Annotated in this window: 18 protein-coding genes; 6 read left to right on the top strand and 12 right to left on the bottom strand. The window is 62.5% G+C overall.

The annotated features are described in order from the left end of the window. Positions 1 to 79 precede the first annotated feature (79 nt). Genes BN1120_RS06340 through BN1120_RS06325 form a run of 4 tightly spaced genes read right to left on the bottom strand, consistent with a single transcriptional unit; the run spans position 80 to position 3,364 of the window. Positions 80 to 637: a DNA topoisomerase family protein gene (locus tag BN1120_RS06340; RefSeq protein WP_042015238.1), complete on the bottom strand. Its 558-nt coding sequence runs from the start codon at positions 635 to 637 to the stop codon at positions 80 to 82. 55 nt (positions 638 to 692) lie between these two features. Then, entirely contained in the window at positions 693 to 1,166 is a 474-nt protein-coding gene (locus BN1120_RS06335; protein ID WP_010672510.1) for a DUF494 family protein, read from the bottom strand. Further along, positions 1,159 to 2,274, bottom strand: coding sequence for a DNA-processing protein DprA (gene dprA / locus BN1120_RS06330; protein ID WP_042015237.1), 1,116 nt, complete (start codon positions 2,272 to 2,274; stop codon positions 1,159 to 1,161). The genes BN1120_RS06335 and dprA overlap by 8 nt, the downstream gene beginning before the upstream one ends. 1 nt (position 2,275) lies before the next feature. Continuing rightward, positions 2,276 to 3,364, bottom strand: a complete 1,089-nt coding sequence (locus BN1120_RS06325; protein ID WP_042015236.1) for a LysM peptidoglycan-binding domain-containing protein — start codon at positions 3,362 to 3,364, stop codon at positions 2,276 to 2,278. A gap of 108 nt (positions 3,365 to 3,472) precedes the next feature. Here BN1120_RS06325 and def point away from each other — a divergent pair, with 108 nt between their 5' ends. The 5 genes from def to BN1120_RS06300 all read left to right on the top strand — a co-directional run bounded on the left by def (position 3,473) and on the right by BN1120_RS06300 (position 9,282). Beyond that, entirely contained in the window at positions 3,473 to 3,985 is a 513-nt protein-coding gene (def, locus tag BN1120_RS06320) for a peptide deformylase (protein ID WP_010672507.1), read from the top strand. Positions 3,986 to 3,997: 12 nt separating this feature from the next. Then, positions 3,998 to 4,942: a methionyl-tRNA formyltransferase gene (gene fmt / locus BN1120_RS06315; protein ID WP_042015233.1), complete on the top strand. Its 945-nt coding sequence runs from the start codon at positions 3,998 to 4,000 to the stop codon at positions 4,940 to 4,942. A 60-nt stretch (positions 4,943 to 5,002) separates the two neighbouring features. Continuing rightward, positions 5,003 to 6,295, top strand: a complete 1,293-nt coding sequence (gene rsmB / locus BN1120_RS06310) for a 16S rRNA (cytosine(967)-C(5))-methyltransferase RsmB (RefSeq protein ID WP_042015231.1) — start codon at positions 5,003 to 5,005, stop codon at positions 6,293 to 6,295. Between the two features lie 74 nt (positions 6,296 to 6,369). Then, a complete protein-coding gene (gene trkA / locus BN1120_RS06305) occupies positions 6,370 to 7,746 on the top strand; it encodes a Trk system potassium transporter TrkA (RefSeq protein WP_010672504.1) in 1,377 nt (458 codons plus the stop codon). A 93-nt stretch (positions 7,747 to 7,839) separates the two neighbouring features. Further along, complete coding sequence (locus tag BN1120_RS06300; RefSeq protein ID WP_010672503.1) at positions 7,840 to 9,282, top strand: TrkH family potassium uptake protein; 1,443 nt, start codon at positions 7,840 to 7,842, stop codon at positions 9,280 to 9,282. An 82-nt stretch (positions 9,283 to 9,364) separates the two neighbouring features. Here BN1120_RS06300 and rmuC read toward each other — a convergent pair whose 3' ends face one another. Continuing rightward, the gene (rmuC, locus tag BN1120_RS06295; RefSeq protein ID WP_052224814.1) at positions 9,365 to 10,696 is read right to left on the bottom strand and encodes a DNA recombination protein RmuC; all 1,332 of its coding nucleotides are present in this window, start codon (positions 10,694 to 10,696) and stop codon (positions 9,365 to 9,367) included. Beyond that, complete coding sequence (locus BN1120_RS06290; protein WP_010672501.1) at positions 10,693 to 10,908, bottom strand: hypothetical protein; 216 nt, start codon at positions 10,906 to 10,908, stop codon at positions 10,693 to 10,695. Before BN1120_RS06290 ends, rmuC begins: the two co-directional genes overlap by 4 nt. A gap of 137 nt (positions 10,909 to 11,045) precedes the next feature. Between BN1120_RS06290 and BN1120_RS06285 the strand changes: the two genes are divergently transcribed. Further along, on the top strand, positions 11,046 to 11,558 hold the full coding sequence (locus BN1120_RS06285) for a ferredoxin-type protein NapF (RefSeq protein WP_042015230.1): 513 nt from the start codon (positions 11,046 to 11,048) through the stop codon (positions 11,556 to 11,558). A 52-nt stretch (positions 11,559 to 11,610) separates the two neighbouring features. On the opposite strand, the gene BN1120_RS06280 is transcribed toward BN1120_RS06285, so the two are convergent. The 6 genes from BN1120_RS06280 to aptA form a co-directional block, all read right to left on the bottom strand. Further along, positions 11,611 to 12,063 carry an Rrf2 family transcriptional regulator gene (locus BN1120_RS06280; protein WP_010672499.1) on the bottom strand — a complete coding sequence of 151 codons (453 nt, stop codon included), beginning with the start codon at positions 12,061 to 12,063 and terminating at the stop codon, positions 11,611 to 11,613. Positions 12,064 to 12,338: 275 nt separating this feature from the next. Next, positions 12,339 to 13,178, bottom strand: a complete 840-nt coding sequence (locus BN1120_RS06275) for a PfkB family carbohydrate kinase (protein WP_010672498.1) — start codon at positions 13,176 to 13,178, stop codon at positions 12,339 to 12,341. Positions 13,179 to 13,238: 60 nt separating this feature from the next. Then, positions 13,239 to 14,210: a LysR substrate-binding domain-containing protein gene (locus tag BN1120_RS06270; RefSeq protein WP_029313477.1), complete on the bottom strand. Its 972-nt coding sequence runs from the start codon at positions 14,208 to 14,210 to the stop codon at positions 13,239 to 13,241. Positions 14,211 to 14,363: 153 nt separating this feature from the next. Next, a complete protein-coding gene (locus BN1120_RS06265; RefSeq protein ID WP_010672496.1) occupies positions 14,364 to 15,092 on the bottom strand; it encodes a glutamine amidotransferase-related protein in 729 nt (242 codons plus the stop codon). An 83-nt stretch (positions 15,093 to 15,175) separates the two neighbouring features. Then, the gene (locus BN1120_RS06260; protein WP_042015228.1) at positions 15,176 to 16,672 is read right to left on the bottom strand and encodes a CoA-acylating methylmalonate-semialdehyde dehydrogenase; all 1,497 of its coding nucleotides are present in this window, start codon (positions 16,670 to 16,672) and stop codon (positions 15,176 to 15,178) included. 98 nt (positions 16,673 to 16,770) lie between these two features. Further along, entirely contained in the window at positions 16,771 to 18,099 is a 1,329-nt protein-coding gene (aptA, locus tag BN1120_RS06255) for an omega-aminotransferase AptA (protein WP_042015227.1), read from the bottom strand. Between the last annotated feature and the right edge of the window lie 156 nt (positions 18,100 to 18,255).

Below are 18,255 nucleotides of genomic sequence, written 5' to 3'. Positions count from 1 at the left end.
AAGGCAAGTTGGGCGATGCGCATCGGCTCACAACCTCACGCTGACCAGCAATCCGCCTGCCTGATCATGGGCGGCGAGATTATACCCGCTCAATCTGGTGGGAGCATTTCTTTTGCGGGCAGACCCAGCGCAGGTTTCCCCGCACCTTCTTCTCGATCATGATGCCCCAGCCACACTCGGGACAGGGCATGGGAACCGGCTTGTCATTCACCACATACTTGCAGTGAGGATAGGCGTCACACGAGTAGAACTGTTTGCCATAACGGGACGTGCGGCTCACCAGATGACCTTTACCACACTCCGGGCAGAGGATTTGGGTATCGTCACTCTCCTGAAGGGATTCGATATGCTGACAGGCCGGGTACTGGGTACATCCCACAAACAGACCGTAACGACCCTTCTTGATGGCCAGTGGATGGCCACAATCCGGACAGGACGACCCCTCGAGCACTTTCTCTATATCGCGGCCAGAGGGGGTGAGGGAGCGAATGTAATCGCAAGCTGGATAGGCTGAACAACCAAGGAAGGGACCGTGTTTGCCCTGGCGGATCACCAGTTCAGCACCACACTGCGGGCACGGCTCGCGCTCGAAGGCATGTTCGTGGGCAGAGAAGAGGTGGTGATCGATCTTTGACATGGGCCGCGCCTTGAAATCCAGATGGCCTGAATTCTACCAGCGCGGCACCGGGCTGTCAGTGGATGACGCCGTCCGACTCGTCAAACACCAGCTCTTCCATCTGCTGGTAGGCGTTTTCGCTGCCTGGCACATTGAACAGCACCATCATGACGACCCACTTCAGATCGTCCAGCTCGATGTCCGGCTTGTCCAGCTCGAGCAACCGTTCGATGCAGATTTCACGGGTTTCGGCATTCAGCACTTGCGCCTGCTCCAGGAACAGCAGGAAACCGCGACATTCAGTACTGAGGCGAACAAGCTCCTGCGGCGCATAGATCCGCATAGAGCCCTGCTGGCTTGCGGTGACATAGACTTCCCGCTCGCTGTCGTGCAGGTTGGCCAGTCGCTCCAGCCAGTTGAGCGCTTTCTCGATCTCGTCCTTGTCGAAACCGGCCCGGCTCAGTTCGTCGGTGAGTTCATCCTGCTCGACCATCACATCTGCATCGCTGTGGATGTAGGTCTCGAAAAGGTACATCAATACATCAAACATGATTCGCCCTCCTCGCTCTGACGTATCCACCGGCTACCGCCATCACTGCACCAACCAGCTCCAGCTCTACCAACCTGCCCAGTACGACATCGACAGGAAGCCGGGCCCGTTCGGCAACGGTATCCACGCTCGTGGTCTCATAATCTACGTTATCCAACAAATCGGCATAAGGCAATTCGCTATTATGCTGCGCCTCGGAAGAACCGTTGGCGGGTCCGGGGGGCAAGACCAGCCTTGGAAACTCTTCCAGGATATCGGCGGCATTCAAGACCAGCTTGGCACCCTGTTGAAGCAGACGGTTGCACCCTGCTGCCTGTGCATTTTGCGGGGCGCCGGGAACGGCAAAGACCTCGCGGCCCTGCTCCAGCGCATAACGGGCCGTGATGAGCGAACCACTCTGTTCTGCCGCTTCCACCACCAGTGTCCCCAGCGACAGACCACTGATGATACGGTTGCGGCGAGGGAAGTGTTCAGCCAGGGGGCCTTGCTGGGGCGCCAACTCGGAAACAAGCAGACCTTCCTGCTCGAGGATCTGCATCGCCAACCCCTGATGACGCTTGGGGTAGAGACAATCCAGACCGGATCCCAGCACCGCCAGGGTGATTCCGCCCGATGCCAGCGCCTGCTGATGGCAGACGCCATCGATGCCCAACGCGAGGCCGGAGGTGATCGCCAGACCACACCCCACCAACTCGGCACACAAGCGTGTCGCATTGTCTTTGCCGGCATAGGTGGGGTGGCGGGTACCCACCATCGCCAACTGTGGCAGGGAGAGGGATGAGACGTTCCCGTGGCAGTAGAGCAAGAGCGGGGCGCCGGGGATCTCTTTGAGCAGGGCAGGATATGCGGGGTCATCGGGACAGAGGAGGTGATTGCCGGGCTCGGCGGCCCACCTCAATCCCTGCTCCACGACAGGAAGAGGCCATCTCATCTGCTGAATCTGGGCACTCTGCATACCAAGAACTCGCAGGGCGCCATCGTCTGAGTCAAACAGGGTTGTGATGTCACCACCCACATGCGCCAACAGGCGAGCGGCGGTGACCGGGCCTATGCCTGTAACGGCATCCAGCGTCAGCCATAGCGACAACCGCTCCAGTGGCAAGGACACGTCAGAAATTTCTGACCTGATAACCAGAGCCGACCAGATCCTGGCTCTGCAGGATAAGACCGTAACTCAATTTGTCGTAGACCTTGAACAGCATGACTCTGGCAACGGCCTCGGCAGGCAGCGATGACTTGCCGGCAGAATAGAACGCCTTGTCATAGACGGATGAATATTCCCGGTATGACACCTTGCCATTCTTGTCCACCATCTCGGCTCCCGGGCGCAGGATCTCGAGCACATCGCCCGGGGCCACCTGATCACGCTCCCCCTTGTTGATGAGTACCACATCAAATTTGCCCCCACCATGTACCTTGCTCGGCAGCTCGATCACATAGCCGGGGGAAATGGAGGGTGCCGCCTTTGGCATGAACACGGCAGAGATGCTCTCCTGCGACGGCAGCGGCATCACCTTGTCGCCCTGATACACCTCACGCCGGTTATGGGTCAGCGTCACTTTGGTGGTGTCGTGGGCAAGGTACTCCTCTGCCCGCACCGTGCCGACAAAAATTGCCTCCTGACCGAGCGACTCGCCGGTATGCTTGTCCTTGTATGCCACCCCCGGGCGATAGAGGCCATAACTCTGGCCCGGGTTCAGGGCTCCTTTCACATAGAGAATGTCGCCCTCCAGCATCCCGACATGCTTGTCATTGTTGCCGAGCACATAGGGCAGGTCCTTGCTCTGCTGATTGTTGGCCAGAATGTGGTCGGTCTGCAGGAAGGGCGCTATCTCACTCAAAGGCAGGGTCGGTATGGGATTGGCCTTGTTTTCATAGCGGTTCTTGGGCGAGAGACGGATGACCTGCTTGCCCCCCTGACTGGCTTTGCCGAGCCGAGGCTCACCATTGACCCAGCTCAGGTGCAGCACGTCACCGGGATAGATCCAGTGGGGATTGGCGATCTGCGGATTGATGTTCCAGAGGCGTGGCCAGAGCCAGGGTTCGGCCAGATACTGGCCCGAGATGTCCCAGAGGGTGTCCCCTTTTTGCACCACATAAGTCTCGGGGTAACCGGATTTGAGCGTCAACTGCTGTGCCATGGCGCCACCGGCCAGGGCTGTCGCCAGGCAGGCGACGACGATTTGCTTCAGATACATAACACTCCCTGTTACTTCTGCACGCAAAGTGTTGCTGTTTTTTGTCGGCGTAAATGACTAGAATTACGTCAATATTGACTGCGTTTATATGAAACTAAAGAAAAAATTATGGCCATTCTAGATGTATTGCGTTTCCCCGATGAGCGTCTGCGCACAGTCGCGGCCCCTGTCGAAGCCTTTACACCCGAGTTACAACACATTGTAGATGATATGTTTGAAACCATGTACGCGGAGGAAGGCATCGGCCTGGCCGCGACCCAGGTCGACATTCATCAGCGCATCATCGTCATCGATGTCTCCGAGAACCGCGAAGAACAGCTGGTGTTGATCAATCCGGAGATCCTGGAGCAGTCCGGCAGCACCGGCATCGAAGAGGGCTGCCTCTCCGTGCCCGGCAACCGTGCTCTGGTTCCGCGCGCCGAGTGGGTCAAGGTCAGGGCGCAAGATCGCCACGGCAACACCTTCGAGCTGGAAGCGGACGATCTGCTCGCCATCTGCATACAACATGAGATGGATCATCTGGTCGGCAAGCTGTTTGTGGATTACTTGTCCCCGCTCAAGCGCCAGCGCATTCGTCAGAAGCTGGAAAAGATGGCCCGTGAAGATCGCAAAGTCCTCTGAGGATACGCTCCATTGAACAAGCTGAAACTGATTTTTGCCGGTACCCCCGACTTCGCCGCCCGTCATCTGGCGGCGTTGTTGTCTTCCGGCCACGAGGTCGTCGCCGTTTATACCCAGCCGGACAAGCCCGCCGGTCGCGGCCAGAAGCTCACTGCCAGCCCGGTCAAGGAGCTGGCGCTGGCCCACGATCTGCCGGTCTATCAACCTGCCTCCCTGCGCAATGAAGCGGCGCAGGCCGAACTGGCCGCTCTGGGTGCCGATCTGATGGTCGTCGTGGCTTATGGCCTCATCCTCCCCAAGGCGGTGCTCGATACGCCGCGTCTGGGTTGCATCAACGTGCACGGATCCCTGCTGCCGCGCTGGCGCGGTGCCGCCCCGATTCAACGCTCCATCTGGGCGGGGGATGCCGAAACCGGCGTCACCATCATGCAGATGGACGTGGGGCTGGACACCGGCGCCATGATCCGCAAGGTAACCTGCCCCATCGCCAGTGATGAGACCTCTGCCAGCCTCTATGACAAGCTGGCCGGTCTGGGCCCGCAGGCACTGGTCGATACCCTGGACGCCATGGCTGCCGGCGACACCGCCGCCGAGCCCCAGGACGATGCGCTGGCCAACTACGCCGAGAAGCTCTCCAAGGAAGAGGCCCGCATCGACTGGTCGATGGACGCCGTTGCCATCGAACGCTGCATCCGTGCCTTCAACCCCTGGCCCATCAGCTGGTTCGACGTTGCCGGACAGACCGTCAAGGTGTGGCAGGCCGAGGTCGTCGCACAGGATCACGGCCAGGCAGCCGGCACCCTGCTCAAGGCCGACAAGCAGGGGATCGAGGTTGCCACCGGTCAGGGCGTGCTGCGCCTGCTGACCCTGCAACCTCCCGGCAAGAAGGCCATGTCCGTTTCGGATCTGCTCAACTCTCGCCGCGACTGGTTTGAACCTGGCACGCAACTGATTTGATCTGGATTGAATTGACACAAGCGGGGCCCTGGCCCCGACTTGTGCATCTAAGGTAACGCTATGAAAACACGCGCACAGGCTGCTCTCGTCATTCAACAGGTGCTGGATCAGGGTCAATCTCTCTCCGCCGTTCTGCCTGCTGCCCAGGAGAAGATCGCCCCTCGCGATCGCGCCCTCCTGCAAGAACTCTGCTACGGCACCCTGCGCTGGCTGCCCCGCCTCGATGCGGCGGTCAGCGAGATGATGGACAAGCCGCTCAAGAACAAGAGCCGCATCTTCCACTACCTCATCCTGGTCGGCCTCTACCAGCTCATCTATACCCGCATTCCGGCTCACGCCGCCGTGGCCGAGACCGTCAACGCCGTCAAGCTGCTCAAGGGCTCTTCCCTGCGCGGCCTCATCAACGGCGTACTGCGCAACTTCCAGCGCAGCGCCGAAGTGATCCTGCTGCGCATCGACCGCGTTCCCAGCGTCCGCCTCGGCCACCCCGAATGGCTCACCAAGCGCCTGCGTCAGGCCTATCCCTATGACTGGGAGTTCATCATGGAGGCCAACAACCAGCGCCCGCCCATGTGGATCCGCAACAACAGCCAGCGCCAGAGCCGCGAGGCCATGCTGGCCCGCATGAGCGAGGCGGGCATCCCGGCCATGGCCGGTGTGGAAGGGGAAGATTGCATCCTGCTGGAGCGCCCCTGCGACGTGACCAAGCTGCCCGGCTTCGAGCAGGGTGACTGCTCGGTGCAGGACGGTGCCGCCCAGCAGGCCGCCGCCCTGCTCGATCCCCAGCCGGGCGAGTGGGTGCTGGACGCCTGCGCCGCCCCCGGCGGCAAAACCGCCCACCTGCTGGAACGCCAGCCAGCCCTTGCTGGCGTGGTTGCCGTCGACGCAGACGACAACCGCCTCAAGCGGGTGCAGGAGAACCTGGATCGCATCGGCCTTCAGGCCCAAGTGATCCACGGTGATGCCAGCACGCCGGATCTGTGGTGGCCACAGGGGCAGTTCGACCGCATCCTGCTGGATGCCCCCTGCTCCGCCACCGGTGTCATCCGTCGTCACCCCGACATCAAGTGGTTGCGCCGGGATCAGGACATCCGTGAACTGGCCGAGCTGCAACGCCGCATTCTCGATGCCCTCTGGGGCAAGCTGAAGCAGGGCGGCACTCTGCTCTACGCCACCTGCTCCGTGTTGCCGGAAGAGAACCGGGAGCAGATCCGCGCCTTCCTGGCAGATACCCCGGATGCCCGCCTGGTGCCGTTGCATGCCAAAGACACCCCGGCCTGTCCGGGTCGCCAGTTCCTGCCCGGCGAGGCGGAGATGGACGGCTTCTACTATGCCAAGCTCATCAAGCTGTAGGCCGAACCGGCGGATGGCAGGCCCGGTGACGGGTCGCCTCATTACGAAGCAACAACCTTGAGTAAGATGGCCTTATGAAAATCATCATTCTGGGCGCGGGTCAGGTGGGTGGCACCCTGGCCGAGAATCTCGCCGGCGAGAACAACGACATCACCATCGTCGACACCGACAGCGAGCGCCTGCGCGAACTGCAGGACAAATTCGACCTGCGGGTGGTGAACGGCCACGGCGCCCATCCCAGGGTGCTGCGCGAAGCCGGCGCACAGGATGCCGACATGCTGGTCGCCGTCACCAACAGCGACGAGACCAACATGGTCGCCTGCCAGGTCGCCTACTCCCTGTTCAACACCCCGAACAAGGTGGCGCGCATTCGCTCCCCCGCCTATCTGGTGGAGCGGGATCGCCTGTTCCTGCCCGAATCCGTCCCCGTGGACCACCTGATCGCCCCGGAGCAGCTGGTGACCGACTACGTGCGTCGCCTGATCGAGTATCCGGGGGCGTTGCAGGTGGTGGATTTTGCCGACGGCAAGGTGGGCCTGGTGGCGGTCAAGGCCTATTACGGCGGCCCCCTGGTGGGCAATGCGCTCTCCACCCTGCGGGAACACATGCCAAACATCGAAACCCGGGTCGCCGCCATCTTCCGCCAGGGGCGCTCCATCCGTCCCCAGGGCACCACCATCATCGAAGCCGATGACGAGGTGTTCTTCGTGGCCGCGGCGGGCCATATCCGCGCCGTGATGTCGGAGCTGCAACGCCTCGAGAGCCCCTACCGGCGCATCATGATCGTCGGCGGCGGCAACATAGGCGCCGGCCTCGCCCGCCAGCTAGAGAAGCGCTACAGCGTCAAGCTCATCGAGCGCAACCAGAAGCGGGCGGAGCAGCTCTCCGAACATCTGGAACACACCATTGTCTTCTGCGGCGATGCGGCGGATCAGGAGCTGCTGGCGGAGGAGCACATCGACCAGATCGACGTCTTCATCGCGGTGACCAACGAGGATGAGGCCAACATCATGTCGGCCCTGCTCGCCAAGAAGATGGGGGCCAAGAAGACCATGGTGCTGATCCAGCGCGGCGCCTACGTGGACCTGGTACAGGGCGGCTCCATCGACATCGCCATCTCCCCCCAGCAGGCCACCATCTCGGCCCTGCTGACCCATGTGCGCCGCGCCGACATCGCCAACGTCTACAGCCTGCGCCGCGGGGCGGCCGAAGCCATCGAGGCGATCGCCCACGGGGACGAGAACACCTCCAAGGTGGTGGGCAAGACGGTGGGCGAGCTCAAGCTGCCCCCGGGCACCACCATAGGCGCAGTGGTGCGCGGTGATGAGGTGCTGATCGCCCACGATCGTACCCAGATACAGCAGGATGACCACGTGGTGATGTTTCTGGTGGACAAGAAGTACATCCCGGAAGTGGAGCGTCTGTTCCAGCCCAGTCCCTTCTTCCTGTAAGCCGGCCATGTCTCTGGCAACGGTATCCGGACCCGGCCCCTTTTCTCAGGAAAGGTCCGGGTCTTTTTTCAATCAACGACCAGGTTATCTTGCATGATCAAGCTGCATCCCATCGTCTTCACGCTCGGGCTGGTACTCTCCAAGCTGGCGCTCTTCATGTGGCTGCCCACCCTGCTGGCCCTGCTGACCGGTTCGGAAGGTTTCGTCGAATTTCTCAAGTCGGTCTTGATCACCCATGGTGCCGCCCTGCTCTGCCTCCATTACGGTCGCAAGGCAGAGTTTCACCTCGGCGTGCGGGAGATGTTCCTGCTCACCACCTCGGTCTGGGTGGTCGCCTGCGTCTTCGGGGCCCTGCCCTTCGTCTTCATCACCCATATCGACTTTGCCGACGCCTACTTCGAGACCATGTCGGGGGTCACCACCACGGGATCCACCGTGCTGTCGGGGCTCGACGGCATGGCCCACAGCATCCTGCTGTGGCGATCCATCCTGCAGTGGCTGGGCGGAGTCGGCTTCATCGTGATGGCGGTGGCGGTACTGCCCTACCTCAACGTCGGGGGCATGAAGCTGTTCCAGACCGAGAGCTCGGATTGGTCCGACAAGAGCGCCCCCCGCGCCAAAACGGTGGCCAACAACATAGTGCTGGTCTATCTGGTACTCTCCATGCTCTGCTTCCTCGCCTACTGGGTGAGTGGCATGAACCTGTTCGAAGCGGTCAACCACGCCATGACGACCCTGAGCACCGGCGGCTACTCCACCTCCGATCAATCCATGTCCCACTTCTCCCACGCGGCGCACTGGATAGGCACCCTCTTCATGTTCCTCGGCGGCCTGCCCTTCCTGCTCTATGTGCAGGCTCTCTCCCGCCGTGACAACAGCCTGTTCAAGGATGCCCAGGTGCAGGGCTTCTTCTGGCTGATCGTCTGGGTGACCCTGGTCGTCACCTTCTATCTCTGGGTGAGAGACATCTACGGCTTCATGGATGCCTTGCGCATCAGCAGCTTCAATATCGTCTCCGTGCTCACCACCACGGGTTTCGGACTCGGCGACTTCGGCACCTGGGGCCCGCTCACCACCATTATCTTCATCATCCTGCTGGCACTCGGCGCCTGCTCCGGCTCCACCTCGGGCGGGCTCAAGATCTTTCGGGTCCAGGTGGCCTTCGCCCTGTTCAAGAAACAGATGCGCCAGCTGATGCACCCCTCCGCCGTGTTTCCCCAGAAGTACAACGGCCGTCCGGTCAACGACGCCATCATCCGCTCCCTGATCTCCTTCGTGCTGGTCTACTTCGCCATCATCCTGCTGATCGCCGCCCTGCTCGCCGCCATCGGGCTGGACCCCCTGACCGCCATCTCGGGCTCCATCACCGCCGTGGCCAACGTGGGCCCGGGCATGGGGCCTGTCATCGGTCCCAGCACCAACTTCGCCAGTCTGCCGGATGCGGCCAAGTGGATACTGTCGTTCGGCATGCTGCTGGGACGCCTCGAGATCCTGACGGTGGCGGTGCTCTTCTTCCCCTCCTTCTGGAAGCAATAAGCAGCCGTCCAGGCTGTTGCATGAAACGAAAAGGGCAGCCAATGGCTGCCCTTTTCGTTGTCCCGGCGAATGACGACTCCCCTCAGTCCGCCGACTCCTCCCGCTCCAACGCCCTGTCCACCAGCGCGTCCGGCAAGGGCTTGGTCACCTCGACCCCCAGCTCGCGAAAGCGCTCGGCCTGGGCGATCAGGTTGCCACGACCGTTGACCAGCCGGCCCATCGCCTTGTCGTAGCTCTCCTGCGCCTTGTGCAGGCTGCCCCCCATCTGCTGCATCTCCTCCACGAACAACCGCAGCTTCTCGTAGAGGCGGCCGGCCCGCTCCGCTATCTGGCGCGAGTTCTGGTTCTGCCGCTCGTAGCGCCACAGGTTCTCTATGGTGCGCAGCGCCACCATCAGGTTGGTGGGGCTCACCAGCAGGATGTTGTGTTCCAGCCCGTAGCGCACCAGAGAAGGGTCCGCTTCCAGGGCAGCGAGGAAGGCAGGCTCCACCGCCACGAACATCAGCACATAGTCCAGGGTGCGCACCCCGGGCAACTGCTGGTAATCCTTGCGGCCCAGCTCGCGGATATGGTTGCGCACCGAGGCGACGTGCTCCTTGAGCGCCACCGCCTTCTCCAGATCGTCAGCGGCGTTGTACCAGCGCTCATAGGCGGTCAGCGACACCTTGGCGTCGATGATGATGTCCTTTTCCTGGGGCAGGTGGACGATGACGTCGGGCTGGTAGCGCTTGCCCTTGTCCACCTCGATGTTGACCTGGGTGTGGTACTCATGCCCCTCGCGCAGGCCGCACTCGGAGAGGATCCGCGCCAGCACCACCTCCCCCCAGTTGCCCTGCTGCTTGCTGTCGCCCTTGAGGGCCCGGGTCAGCGCCGCCGCCTCTTCGGTCATGCGGGCGTTGAGCTCGGCAAGGCGCTCCAGCTCGAACTTGAGGTTGTGGCGCTGGGCCGTCTCCTGGGCGTGGGTCTCTCCCACCTGGCGGCGAAAGCCCTCGAGCTGCTCCTTGAGTGGAGTCAGCAGGAGATCCATGCTGTTCTGATTCAGTTCGCGGAAGTTTCCAGCATTTTGTTCAAAGATACGATTGGCGAGGTTCTCGAACTGCTGGCTGAGGCGCTGTTCAGCCTCTTGTTGCAGTTGCAGCTTCTCGGCGCTGGCGATGCGCTCGCTGCGCAGGGTCGCCTCGGCTTCCTTGAGACGGGCGGTGAGCTTGAGCAGCAGGGTCTGCTGCTGATCCAGCTTCTGCTGAGCCAGCATCTTCTCGTCCTGCAGCGCGTCCCAGCGGTCCTGCAACCCCTGATAACGCTCCTCCAGCAGCAGCGCCTCTTCACGGCCGCTGCGTCGCCCCCACCACCAGCCGAACAGCAGCGCCAGCCCACCAACCAGCATGGCAGGCCACCAGGTCAGCAGCGGGGTCATCGGCGCCCCCGCTGGCGCAGGAAGAGTTCGAGATAGCGGTTGAGCAGCAACCAGATCAGCACATAGAGCAGATAGGCCGCCAGCACCACCCACTTGTGGCTGTTGACCCCGGTATCCAGTTCACTGAACTCGATACCCTTGAGATGGCAGTAGGCCCACATCAGCAGGGGGAAGACATAGAGCAGAGAAGCACGCCACAGAAATAGCCACATGAGTTCATTCAATCCCGCAAAAAGACCCGCCTAGCTTACACAAGGGCAACCCGGCTTGCGATCCTGCCCGCCGCTATTCTCTGGCTTGCCGGCCTAAAACTGGATAAAATTAACCCCTAATAGGTATAGGGGTAGGCATGACGCATTTTTTCTGTCGCTGGCTGGCACACGCATGGGGGAGCCCCCGCAGACCCGAGGTGGTCTGCCATGAGGCACGCCCGCCCTGGGCCATCGACGAGTCCCAGTTCCTCACCCTCTGCACCCGTTGTGGCGACTGCTTCAAGGCGTGTCCCAACGGCCTCATCAAGCCCGCCGATCGCCCCGAATATGACGGCAGCCCCATCGCCGGTACCCCAGTGCTGGATCTCGCCTGTGGCCAGTGCAGCTATTGCGGCATCTGCGCCAGAGCCTGCCCCACGGGCGCACTGGATCTCTGCCTCGGCCGCCAGGTGCAGACCCGGGTCAGGATAGAGGCGAGCTGCCAGGCCCGTCAGGGCTACTACTGCCTGCTGTGTGAAGATGCCTGCCCCCAGCAGGCGATCAAGGTCGGCAGCGAGGGAGTGACCGTCAACATGGCCGCCTGCGATGGCTGCGGCGCCTGTGGCCTCGCCTGTCTGCACGGTGCCATCACCCTTGTGCCCCAGCTCTGACCGCTGGCAATGACAGAGGGGCCCGCAGGCCCCTCTGTCATTCACCGTGGCATCATGCCATGGTCAGAATATTATCCTGCTCTATGCCGAGAAGGTGGCACAGACGAGTGGGATCCCGCACCGCATCCGCCAAAGTGTACTCCCCCAGTACCTCGAGGAAGGCGTGCATGGCGCGGCGCAGAATGCCCTGGATGCGGCAGCCCCCGGAGAGACGGCAGTTTTCGCGCTTGCAGTCCACCGGGCAGAGCACGTGCTCCATGTCCATCACCACATCGCGCAGGTTGATGGAGACGGCGGCACGGCCGAGGCGGATGCCCCCATGCTTGCCACGCACCGTCTCGATGTAACCTTTGATGCCGAGCTGATGCACTATCTTGACCACGTGATTGCGGGAGATGGCGAAGGTGTCGGCCACTTCCGTGATGGTCGACAGGCGATCACCGGGCTGGATGGCCAGGAAGGTCAGGGTACGCAGGGCGTAGTCGGTAAATCGTGTCAGTTGCATGGTCGCACTTGCCTCTTACTACAAGCCAGAAATCAGGACGACAGCCGGTGGCCAAAGAGGGGGTCTGCACATGCGTGCGCACGGGATGGGCTTCTTCGACCGAGTCGTGAAGTCACAAGGGTAAGAGCAGCCCGGGCGGGTGTCGACGAAGATGTACATAAATCGACACTTTCTTTGATTGATCGCAAACTTGCCGCCTCAGCGAGGGGTTTTGGCGGTTTCCGTCGACAAACCCCCACCTCCTCTGCCATCGCCGGAGCCGTTGTCCGGCGAGTTCAGTGGGGCTGTTTCAGCCAGTTGCGCAGCGCCTGGGAGGGGATGGAGCTCTCGGAGGCCACCGCGAAGGCGCCCCAGTCCACGGCGCACTGCAACGCATCGGCCATGGCCATGCCCCGCGCAAGACCGTGGATGAGGCCGCCCGCGAAGGCATCCCCCGCCCCCGTGGTATCCACCACGGAGACCGGTCGCGCCGCCACCCTGACCTGCTCCTCCCCGTGAATGGCCACGGCTCCCGCCTTGCCCTCGGTCAGCACCAGCCATTCGAGCTGATCCCCCGCGAGCTGGCGGGCATGCTGCCAGGGGTCGCTCACCTCGCCGAGATCGGAGCGGGAGGCCACCAGCACGTGGCAGGGGCGGCGGGCCTGCCCCCCCTTGGGATACTGGGCCACCACGAAACTCTTGGCGAGCATCTGGCGCATGTAGCCCACGATGGCGGTGCCCGGATAGTTCACATAGAGGCAGTCCACCCCTTCGGTCGGCAGATCCCCCGGCAGATCCGGACGACGTGGGCGCCTGAGGATGGTGCGTTCACCGGTGGCGTCCACCAGCACCAGCAGCTCGCCGGTTTCGCCGCCAAAGCGTTCCACATGGCTGCAATCCAGGCCGTATGAGGCCGCCTGCTCCAGCAGCCAGTCACCGGTGTCGTCCAGCCCGACCCGGGAGGCAATGATCACCTCGTGCCCCGCCCACACCAATCCGATGCCGGTATTGGCGGCGCCGCCGCCGAGCCTGCGCCCCTGATCCACGTATTGCAGCCGCGCCCCCGCCACCAGGGGTTCGGCCAGGGAGAGCACATGATCACAGTTGAGATTGGCGAGCAGCAGGATGCGGGACATGGAAACCTCGGCGGGAGGAGGCCGGCCCCCCGGGGTGCCGGCACAGAAACGGAAGCGGGATCAGTAGACGGGCAGCTCCACCCCTGACAACAGCTCGTCGATGCGCGCCTGGGTCGGCTGCTGCATCACGTTCTGGATCATCTCCTTGGTGAGATGGGGGGAGAAGGAGCTGATGAAGTCATACATGTAGTTCTGCAAGAGGATGCTCTTGCTGAAGCAGATCTGGGCCGGGCAGGGCTCGAACAGGTGCTCCAGATTGATGGCCACGAGGCCGGGGGCATCGCTATCGTTGGCAACCAGGGAGGAGATGATGCCGATGCCAAAGCCCAGCTCAACGTAGCGCTTGATGACGCCGGCATCCATCACCGTCATGTAGTAGTTGGGGGTGAGGCCAGCCGCCTGGAACACCTTGTCCTGCACCTGACGCCCGGTGGCGCCGCTCTCGTAGCTCAGGATGGGATACTGGCAGAGCTGCTCCAGGGTCGGCTTCTTCACCTTGGCCAGGGGGTGCTCCTGGGGCACCACCAGGGAGAGGGTCCAGAGGTAGGCAGGCAGCGCGATCAGCTCCTTGTCGAAGCCTATCTCGTGGGCCACGATGGAAAAATCCGAGTATCCCTTGCTGATCTGCTCCTTGGTGGCGGACATCACAGGATGCAGGTGGAACGAGATCTTGGGGTACTTTTTGGTGAAGTAGGTGACGCTTTTCGGCAGCAGGTAGCGGGCGATGGTGTGGGTGGTGTGGATGTTGAGGGTGCCCACGGTCGGATCCAGGTATTCCCGGGAGATGGCCTTGATCTTGCTCTCGATATTGAGCATGGCCTCGGCACACTTGATGATCTCCTCCCCCACCGGGGTGATCCGGTGCAGGTGCTTGCCGCGGCGCTCGAAGATGCGCACCCCCAGCTCGCTCTCCAGCAAGCCGATCTGCTTGCTCACCCCAGGCTGGCTGGTATAGAGCGCATCGGAGGCAACGGAGACGTTGAGATTGTGGTCCCGCACCGCGATCAGATACTTCAACTGCTGTAGTTTCAAGGTTGCCCCCTCACAGACTGACGCGGCGCTCGTCGATGGACTAGGCCGCCAAAAATGGCGGCCAGTGTATCATCCGGACTGGGCATATCGCCGCTTGATCCTTCATTTTGCTACAAAATCTAGCATCAGCGCGGTGGATATGACAAACGGGGTTCAGCGCGCGTCGGCCCCGATCGGCAGGATGCCGAGGAACTGCAGCAGCCACTGCATCATGGTGGCGGAATCCACCTCCCCTTCCAGGGAAGAGAGACTGCTCTGGTAATGTGCATCGGGCAGCCTGTCCCGTCGCCGCTCGATCAGGGCCCGGTTGTACGCCACCGAGAATTCCGGGTGCCCCTGGATGGCGACGATGTGATCCCCCTGCAGGAACATGAAGTTGGGGCAGAAGTCGTTGCCCGCGAGCAGGGTCGCCCCCGGCGGAAGCTGCTCCACCTGATCCTGGTGGCTTGCCAGGATGCGGATGGTGTCCAGCCCCGGCGCCATCCAGGGTTTTGTCGTCTGCATGGCATGGACCGACACCCCCAGCCCCCACCCCTTGGTGGACTTCATCACCTCCCCTCCCAGCGCCTGGGCGATCACCTGATGGCCGAAGCAGACCCCGGCCAGCTTGACGTTGGCATCGTGGGCCCGGCGGATCCAGTCGCGCAGCGCCAGGATCCAGGGGATGTCACTGTAGGCATCGTGACGCGAGCCGGTGATAAGCCAGGCATCGCATTCGGTCAGATCAGGGGGCAGATCGCCGTCGAGGGCGGACCAGACCCGAAATTCCAGCTCGGGGGCCAACGCCCGGAAACCCTTGATAAACATCTCGGAGTAAACGGGACCAAAATCCCCCACCAAATCGGGGTCCAGCCGGTCACAATCGAGAATACCCAGTCGCATCTGTTACTCCTTGACAGAAGCGCCCCCGCAGACCGGCGGCCTGCGGGGGCAAGAGATTAAAGCCATGGCAGCGAGCCGGTGGCTCACTTCATGGTCGGCATGGAGAACTCGGCGCCGGCGCGCAGGCTCTGGGGCCAGCGGGCGGTCACCGTCTTCATCCGGGTGTAGAAACGCACCCCGTCCGGCCCGTGCATGTTGAGCGGCCCGAAGATGGACCGCTTCCAGCCACCGAAGCTGTGAAACGCCATGGGCACCGGAATGGGTACGTTCACCCCTACCATACCGACCTGAACCCGCGTGGTGAAGTCCCTTGCGGTATCGCCGTCACCGGTGAAGATGGCGGTGCCGTTGCCGTACTCGTGTTCGTTGATGAGCTTGAGCGCCGTCTCGTAGTCCGGCGCCCGCACGATGGCGAGCACGGGGCCGAAGATCTCCTCCCGGTAGATGCGCATCTCGGGGCCGACCCGATCGAACAGGCTGCCTCCGATAAAGTAGCCTTCCCCATGGCTGACACCGCGACCATCCACCACCAGCTCGGCCCCCTCGGCCACCCCCTGATCCACGTAGCCGCGCACCTTGGCCAGGTGTTCCCGGCTGATGAGGGGCCCCATCTCGTTCTCCGGACTCTGACCGAGGCCGGGGCCGACCCGCAGGGCCGCCACCAGGGGCGAGAGCTTCGCCACCAGGGCATCGGCGGTCTCGTCACCCACCACCACAGCCACCGAGATCGCCATGCAACGCTCGCCCGCCGCGCCATAGGCGGCCCCCATCAGGGCGGAAACCGCCTGATCCAGATTGGCATCCGGCATGACCACCATGTGGTTCTTGGCGCCGCCCAGGGCCTGCACTCGCTTGCCGTGGGCCGAGGCGGTGGCATAGATGTACTGGGCGATGGGGGTGGAGCCGACAAACGACACGGCACCGACCCTCGGGTCGGTCAGCAGCACGTCCACCACCTCCTTGTCGCCGTTGACCACGTTGAGCACCCCGTCCGGCAGGCCCGCCTGCTTGAGCAGTTCGGCCATGCGCAGGGAGAGGGACGGATCCTTCTCCGAGGGCTTGAGAATGAAGGTGTTGCCGCAGGCCAGAGCCACCGGGAACATCCAGAGCGGCACCATGGCCGGGAAGTTGAACGGGGTGATGCCGGCGCATACCCCCACCGGCTGCATCATGGAGTGACTGTCCACCCCGCGGCCCACGTTGAGGGAGTGCTCCCCCTTGAGCAGGTGGGGAATGCCGCAAGCAAACTCCACCACCTCCAGCCCCCGGGTCAGCTCCCCCTGGGCGTCGGAGAAGACCTTGCCGTGCTCACGGCTGATGAGCTGGGCCAGCTCGTCCCTGTGCTGCTCCATCAGCTCCTTGAAGCGGAACAGCACCCGGGCCCGCACCAGCGGCGGGGTCTGGGACCACTCCCCAAAGGCGCGCTCGGCGCAGGCAATCGCCTCGGCACACTCATCGGCCGTGCTGAGAACGACGGAGCCTTGCTGCTGGCCAGTGGCCGGATTGAAGATGGCACCGAAACGCTCGCTGCGACTCTCGGTCGTCTCGCCGTCGATGAAGTTGTCGATCCTGTAACTCATAAATCCTCCGTGATGGGTCATCCGTCCTCCCCTCGCCGCGCCGGGGCAGCACAGGGGGATGACGCCCGGGACGAGCGCCATCCTGTGTGATGTGGGGGTCAGTCCTGGGCCTGCAGGGCGTCCTGCAGCAGGGTGAAGAGATCGTCGATCTGGCTGCGCTCGATGATGAGGGGAGGCGACAGGGCGATGATGTCGCCGGTCACCCGGATAAGCGCCCCCTTCTCGAAACAGCGCACGAACACCTCGTAGGCCCGCTTGCCCGGTGCATCCGGCATGGATTCGAGTTCGATGCCCGCCACCAGGCCGTAGTTGCGCACGTCCTTCACGTGCTTGCAGCCCTTGAGGGAATGGGCCGCCTCCTCCCAGTAGCCTGCCAGATCGGCGGCGCGGCTGAGCAGGTTCTCGTTACGGTAGATCTCGAGGGTCGCCAGACCCGCCGCCGCGGCCACCGGGTGGCCGGAGTAGGTGTAGCCGTGGAACAGCTCGATGGCCCCCTTGCCCGCCGCCATCATGTCGTCATAGATATGGTTTTGCACCAGCACGGCCCCCATGGGGATGGCGCCGTTGGTGAGCCCCTTGGCGCAGGTGATCATGTCGGGGATGACGTCGAACTCCTGGGCGGCGAAGGGGGAGCCGAGGCGGCCGAAACCGGTGATCACCTCGTCAAAAATCAGCAGGATGCCGTGTTTGGTACAGATCTCCCGCAGCCGCTTGAGATAGCCCTTGGGGGGCATGATGACCCCGGTGCTGCCGGCGATGGGCTCGACGATGACCGCCGCGATGTTGCTGGCGTCGTGCAGGAAAACAATCTTCTCCAGTTCATCGGCCAGGGTGAGGTCTTCTGCTGGCAATCCCTTGGTGAACGCATTTTTCCCTATGTTGAGGGTGTGGGGCAGATGATCCACCCCGGTCAGCAGGGAGCCGAACCACTTGCGGTTGCCGGGAATGCCCCCCACCGAGATGCCGCCAAAACCCACCCCGTGGTAGCCGCGCTCGCGGCCGATGAGCCGGGTACGGGTCCCCTGGCCGCGAGCCCGCTGCCAGGCCAGCGCAATCTTGAGCGCGGTGTCCACGGACTCCGATCCGGAGTTGGTATAAAAGACGTGACCGAATCCCTTGGGGGCGATCTCCACCAGCCGGTTGGCCAGCTCGAACGGCAGGGGGTGGCCCATCTGGAAGGTGGGGGCAAAATCGAGGTGGGAGATCTGCTGGGAGACCGCCTCGGCGATCTCGCGCCGACCATGGCCTGCGTTGCAACACCAGAGTCCGGCAGTGCCATCCAGTATCTTGCGGCCATCCTCTGAGTGATAATACATCCCCTCTGCCGACTTCAGGATGCGCGGCGCCGCCTTGAATTGCTGGTTGGCGGTGAACGGCATCCAGAATGCGGACATGTCGGGGGTATTGATGTCGCTGACAGGTTTCATGGTCACCTCATCCTTAAGGCGTTTAGTAACACCCGGCTCATGCCTATTAAATTAAACACCTGAATCCATAAAAAAGGGCTTTTATCGCCCGGCTTGGTGTCACCCCTCAGGGGTGGTATAAGATATTTAACACAATTTTAATAATAGTAAACAGTC

It is taken from the genome of Aeromonas caviae (assembly GCF_000819785.1).
Lineage (GTDB): Bacteria > Pseudomonadota > Gammaproteobacteria > Enterobacterales > Aeromonadaceae > Aeromonas > Aeromonas caviae.
Note: the sequence above shows the minus strand (reverse complement) of the source record. Positions and strands in the feature narration are given on the sequence as shown.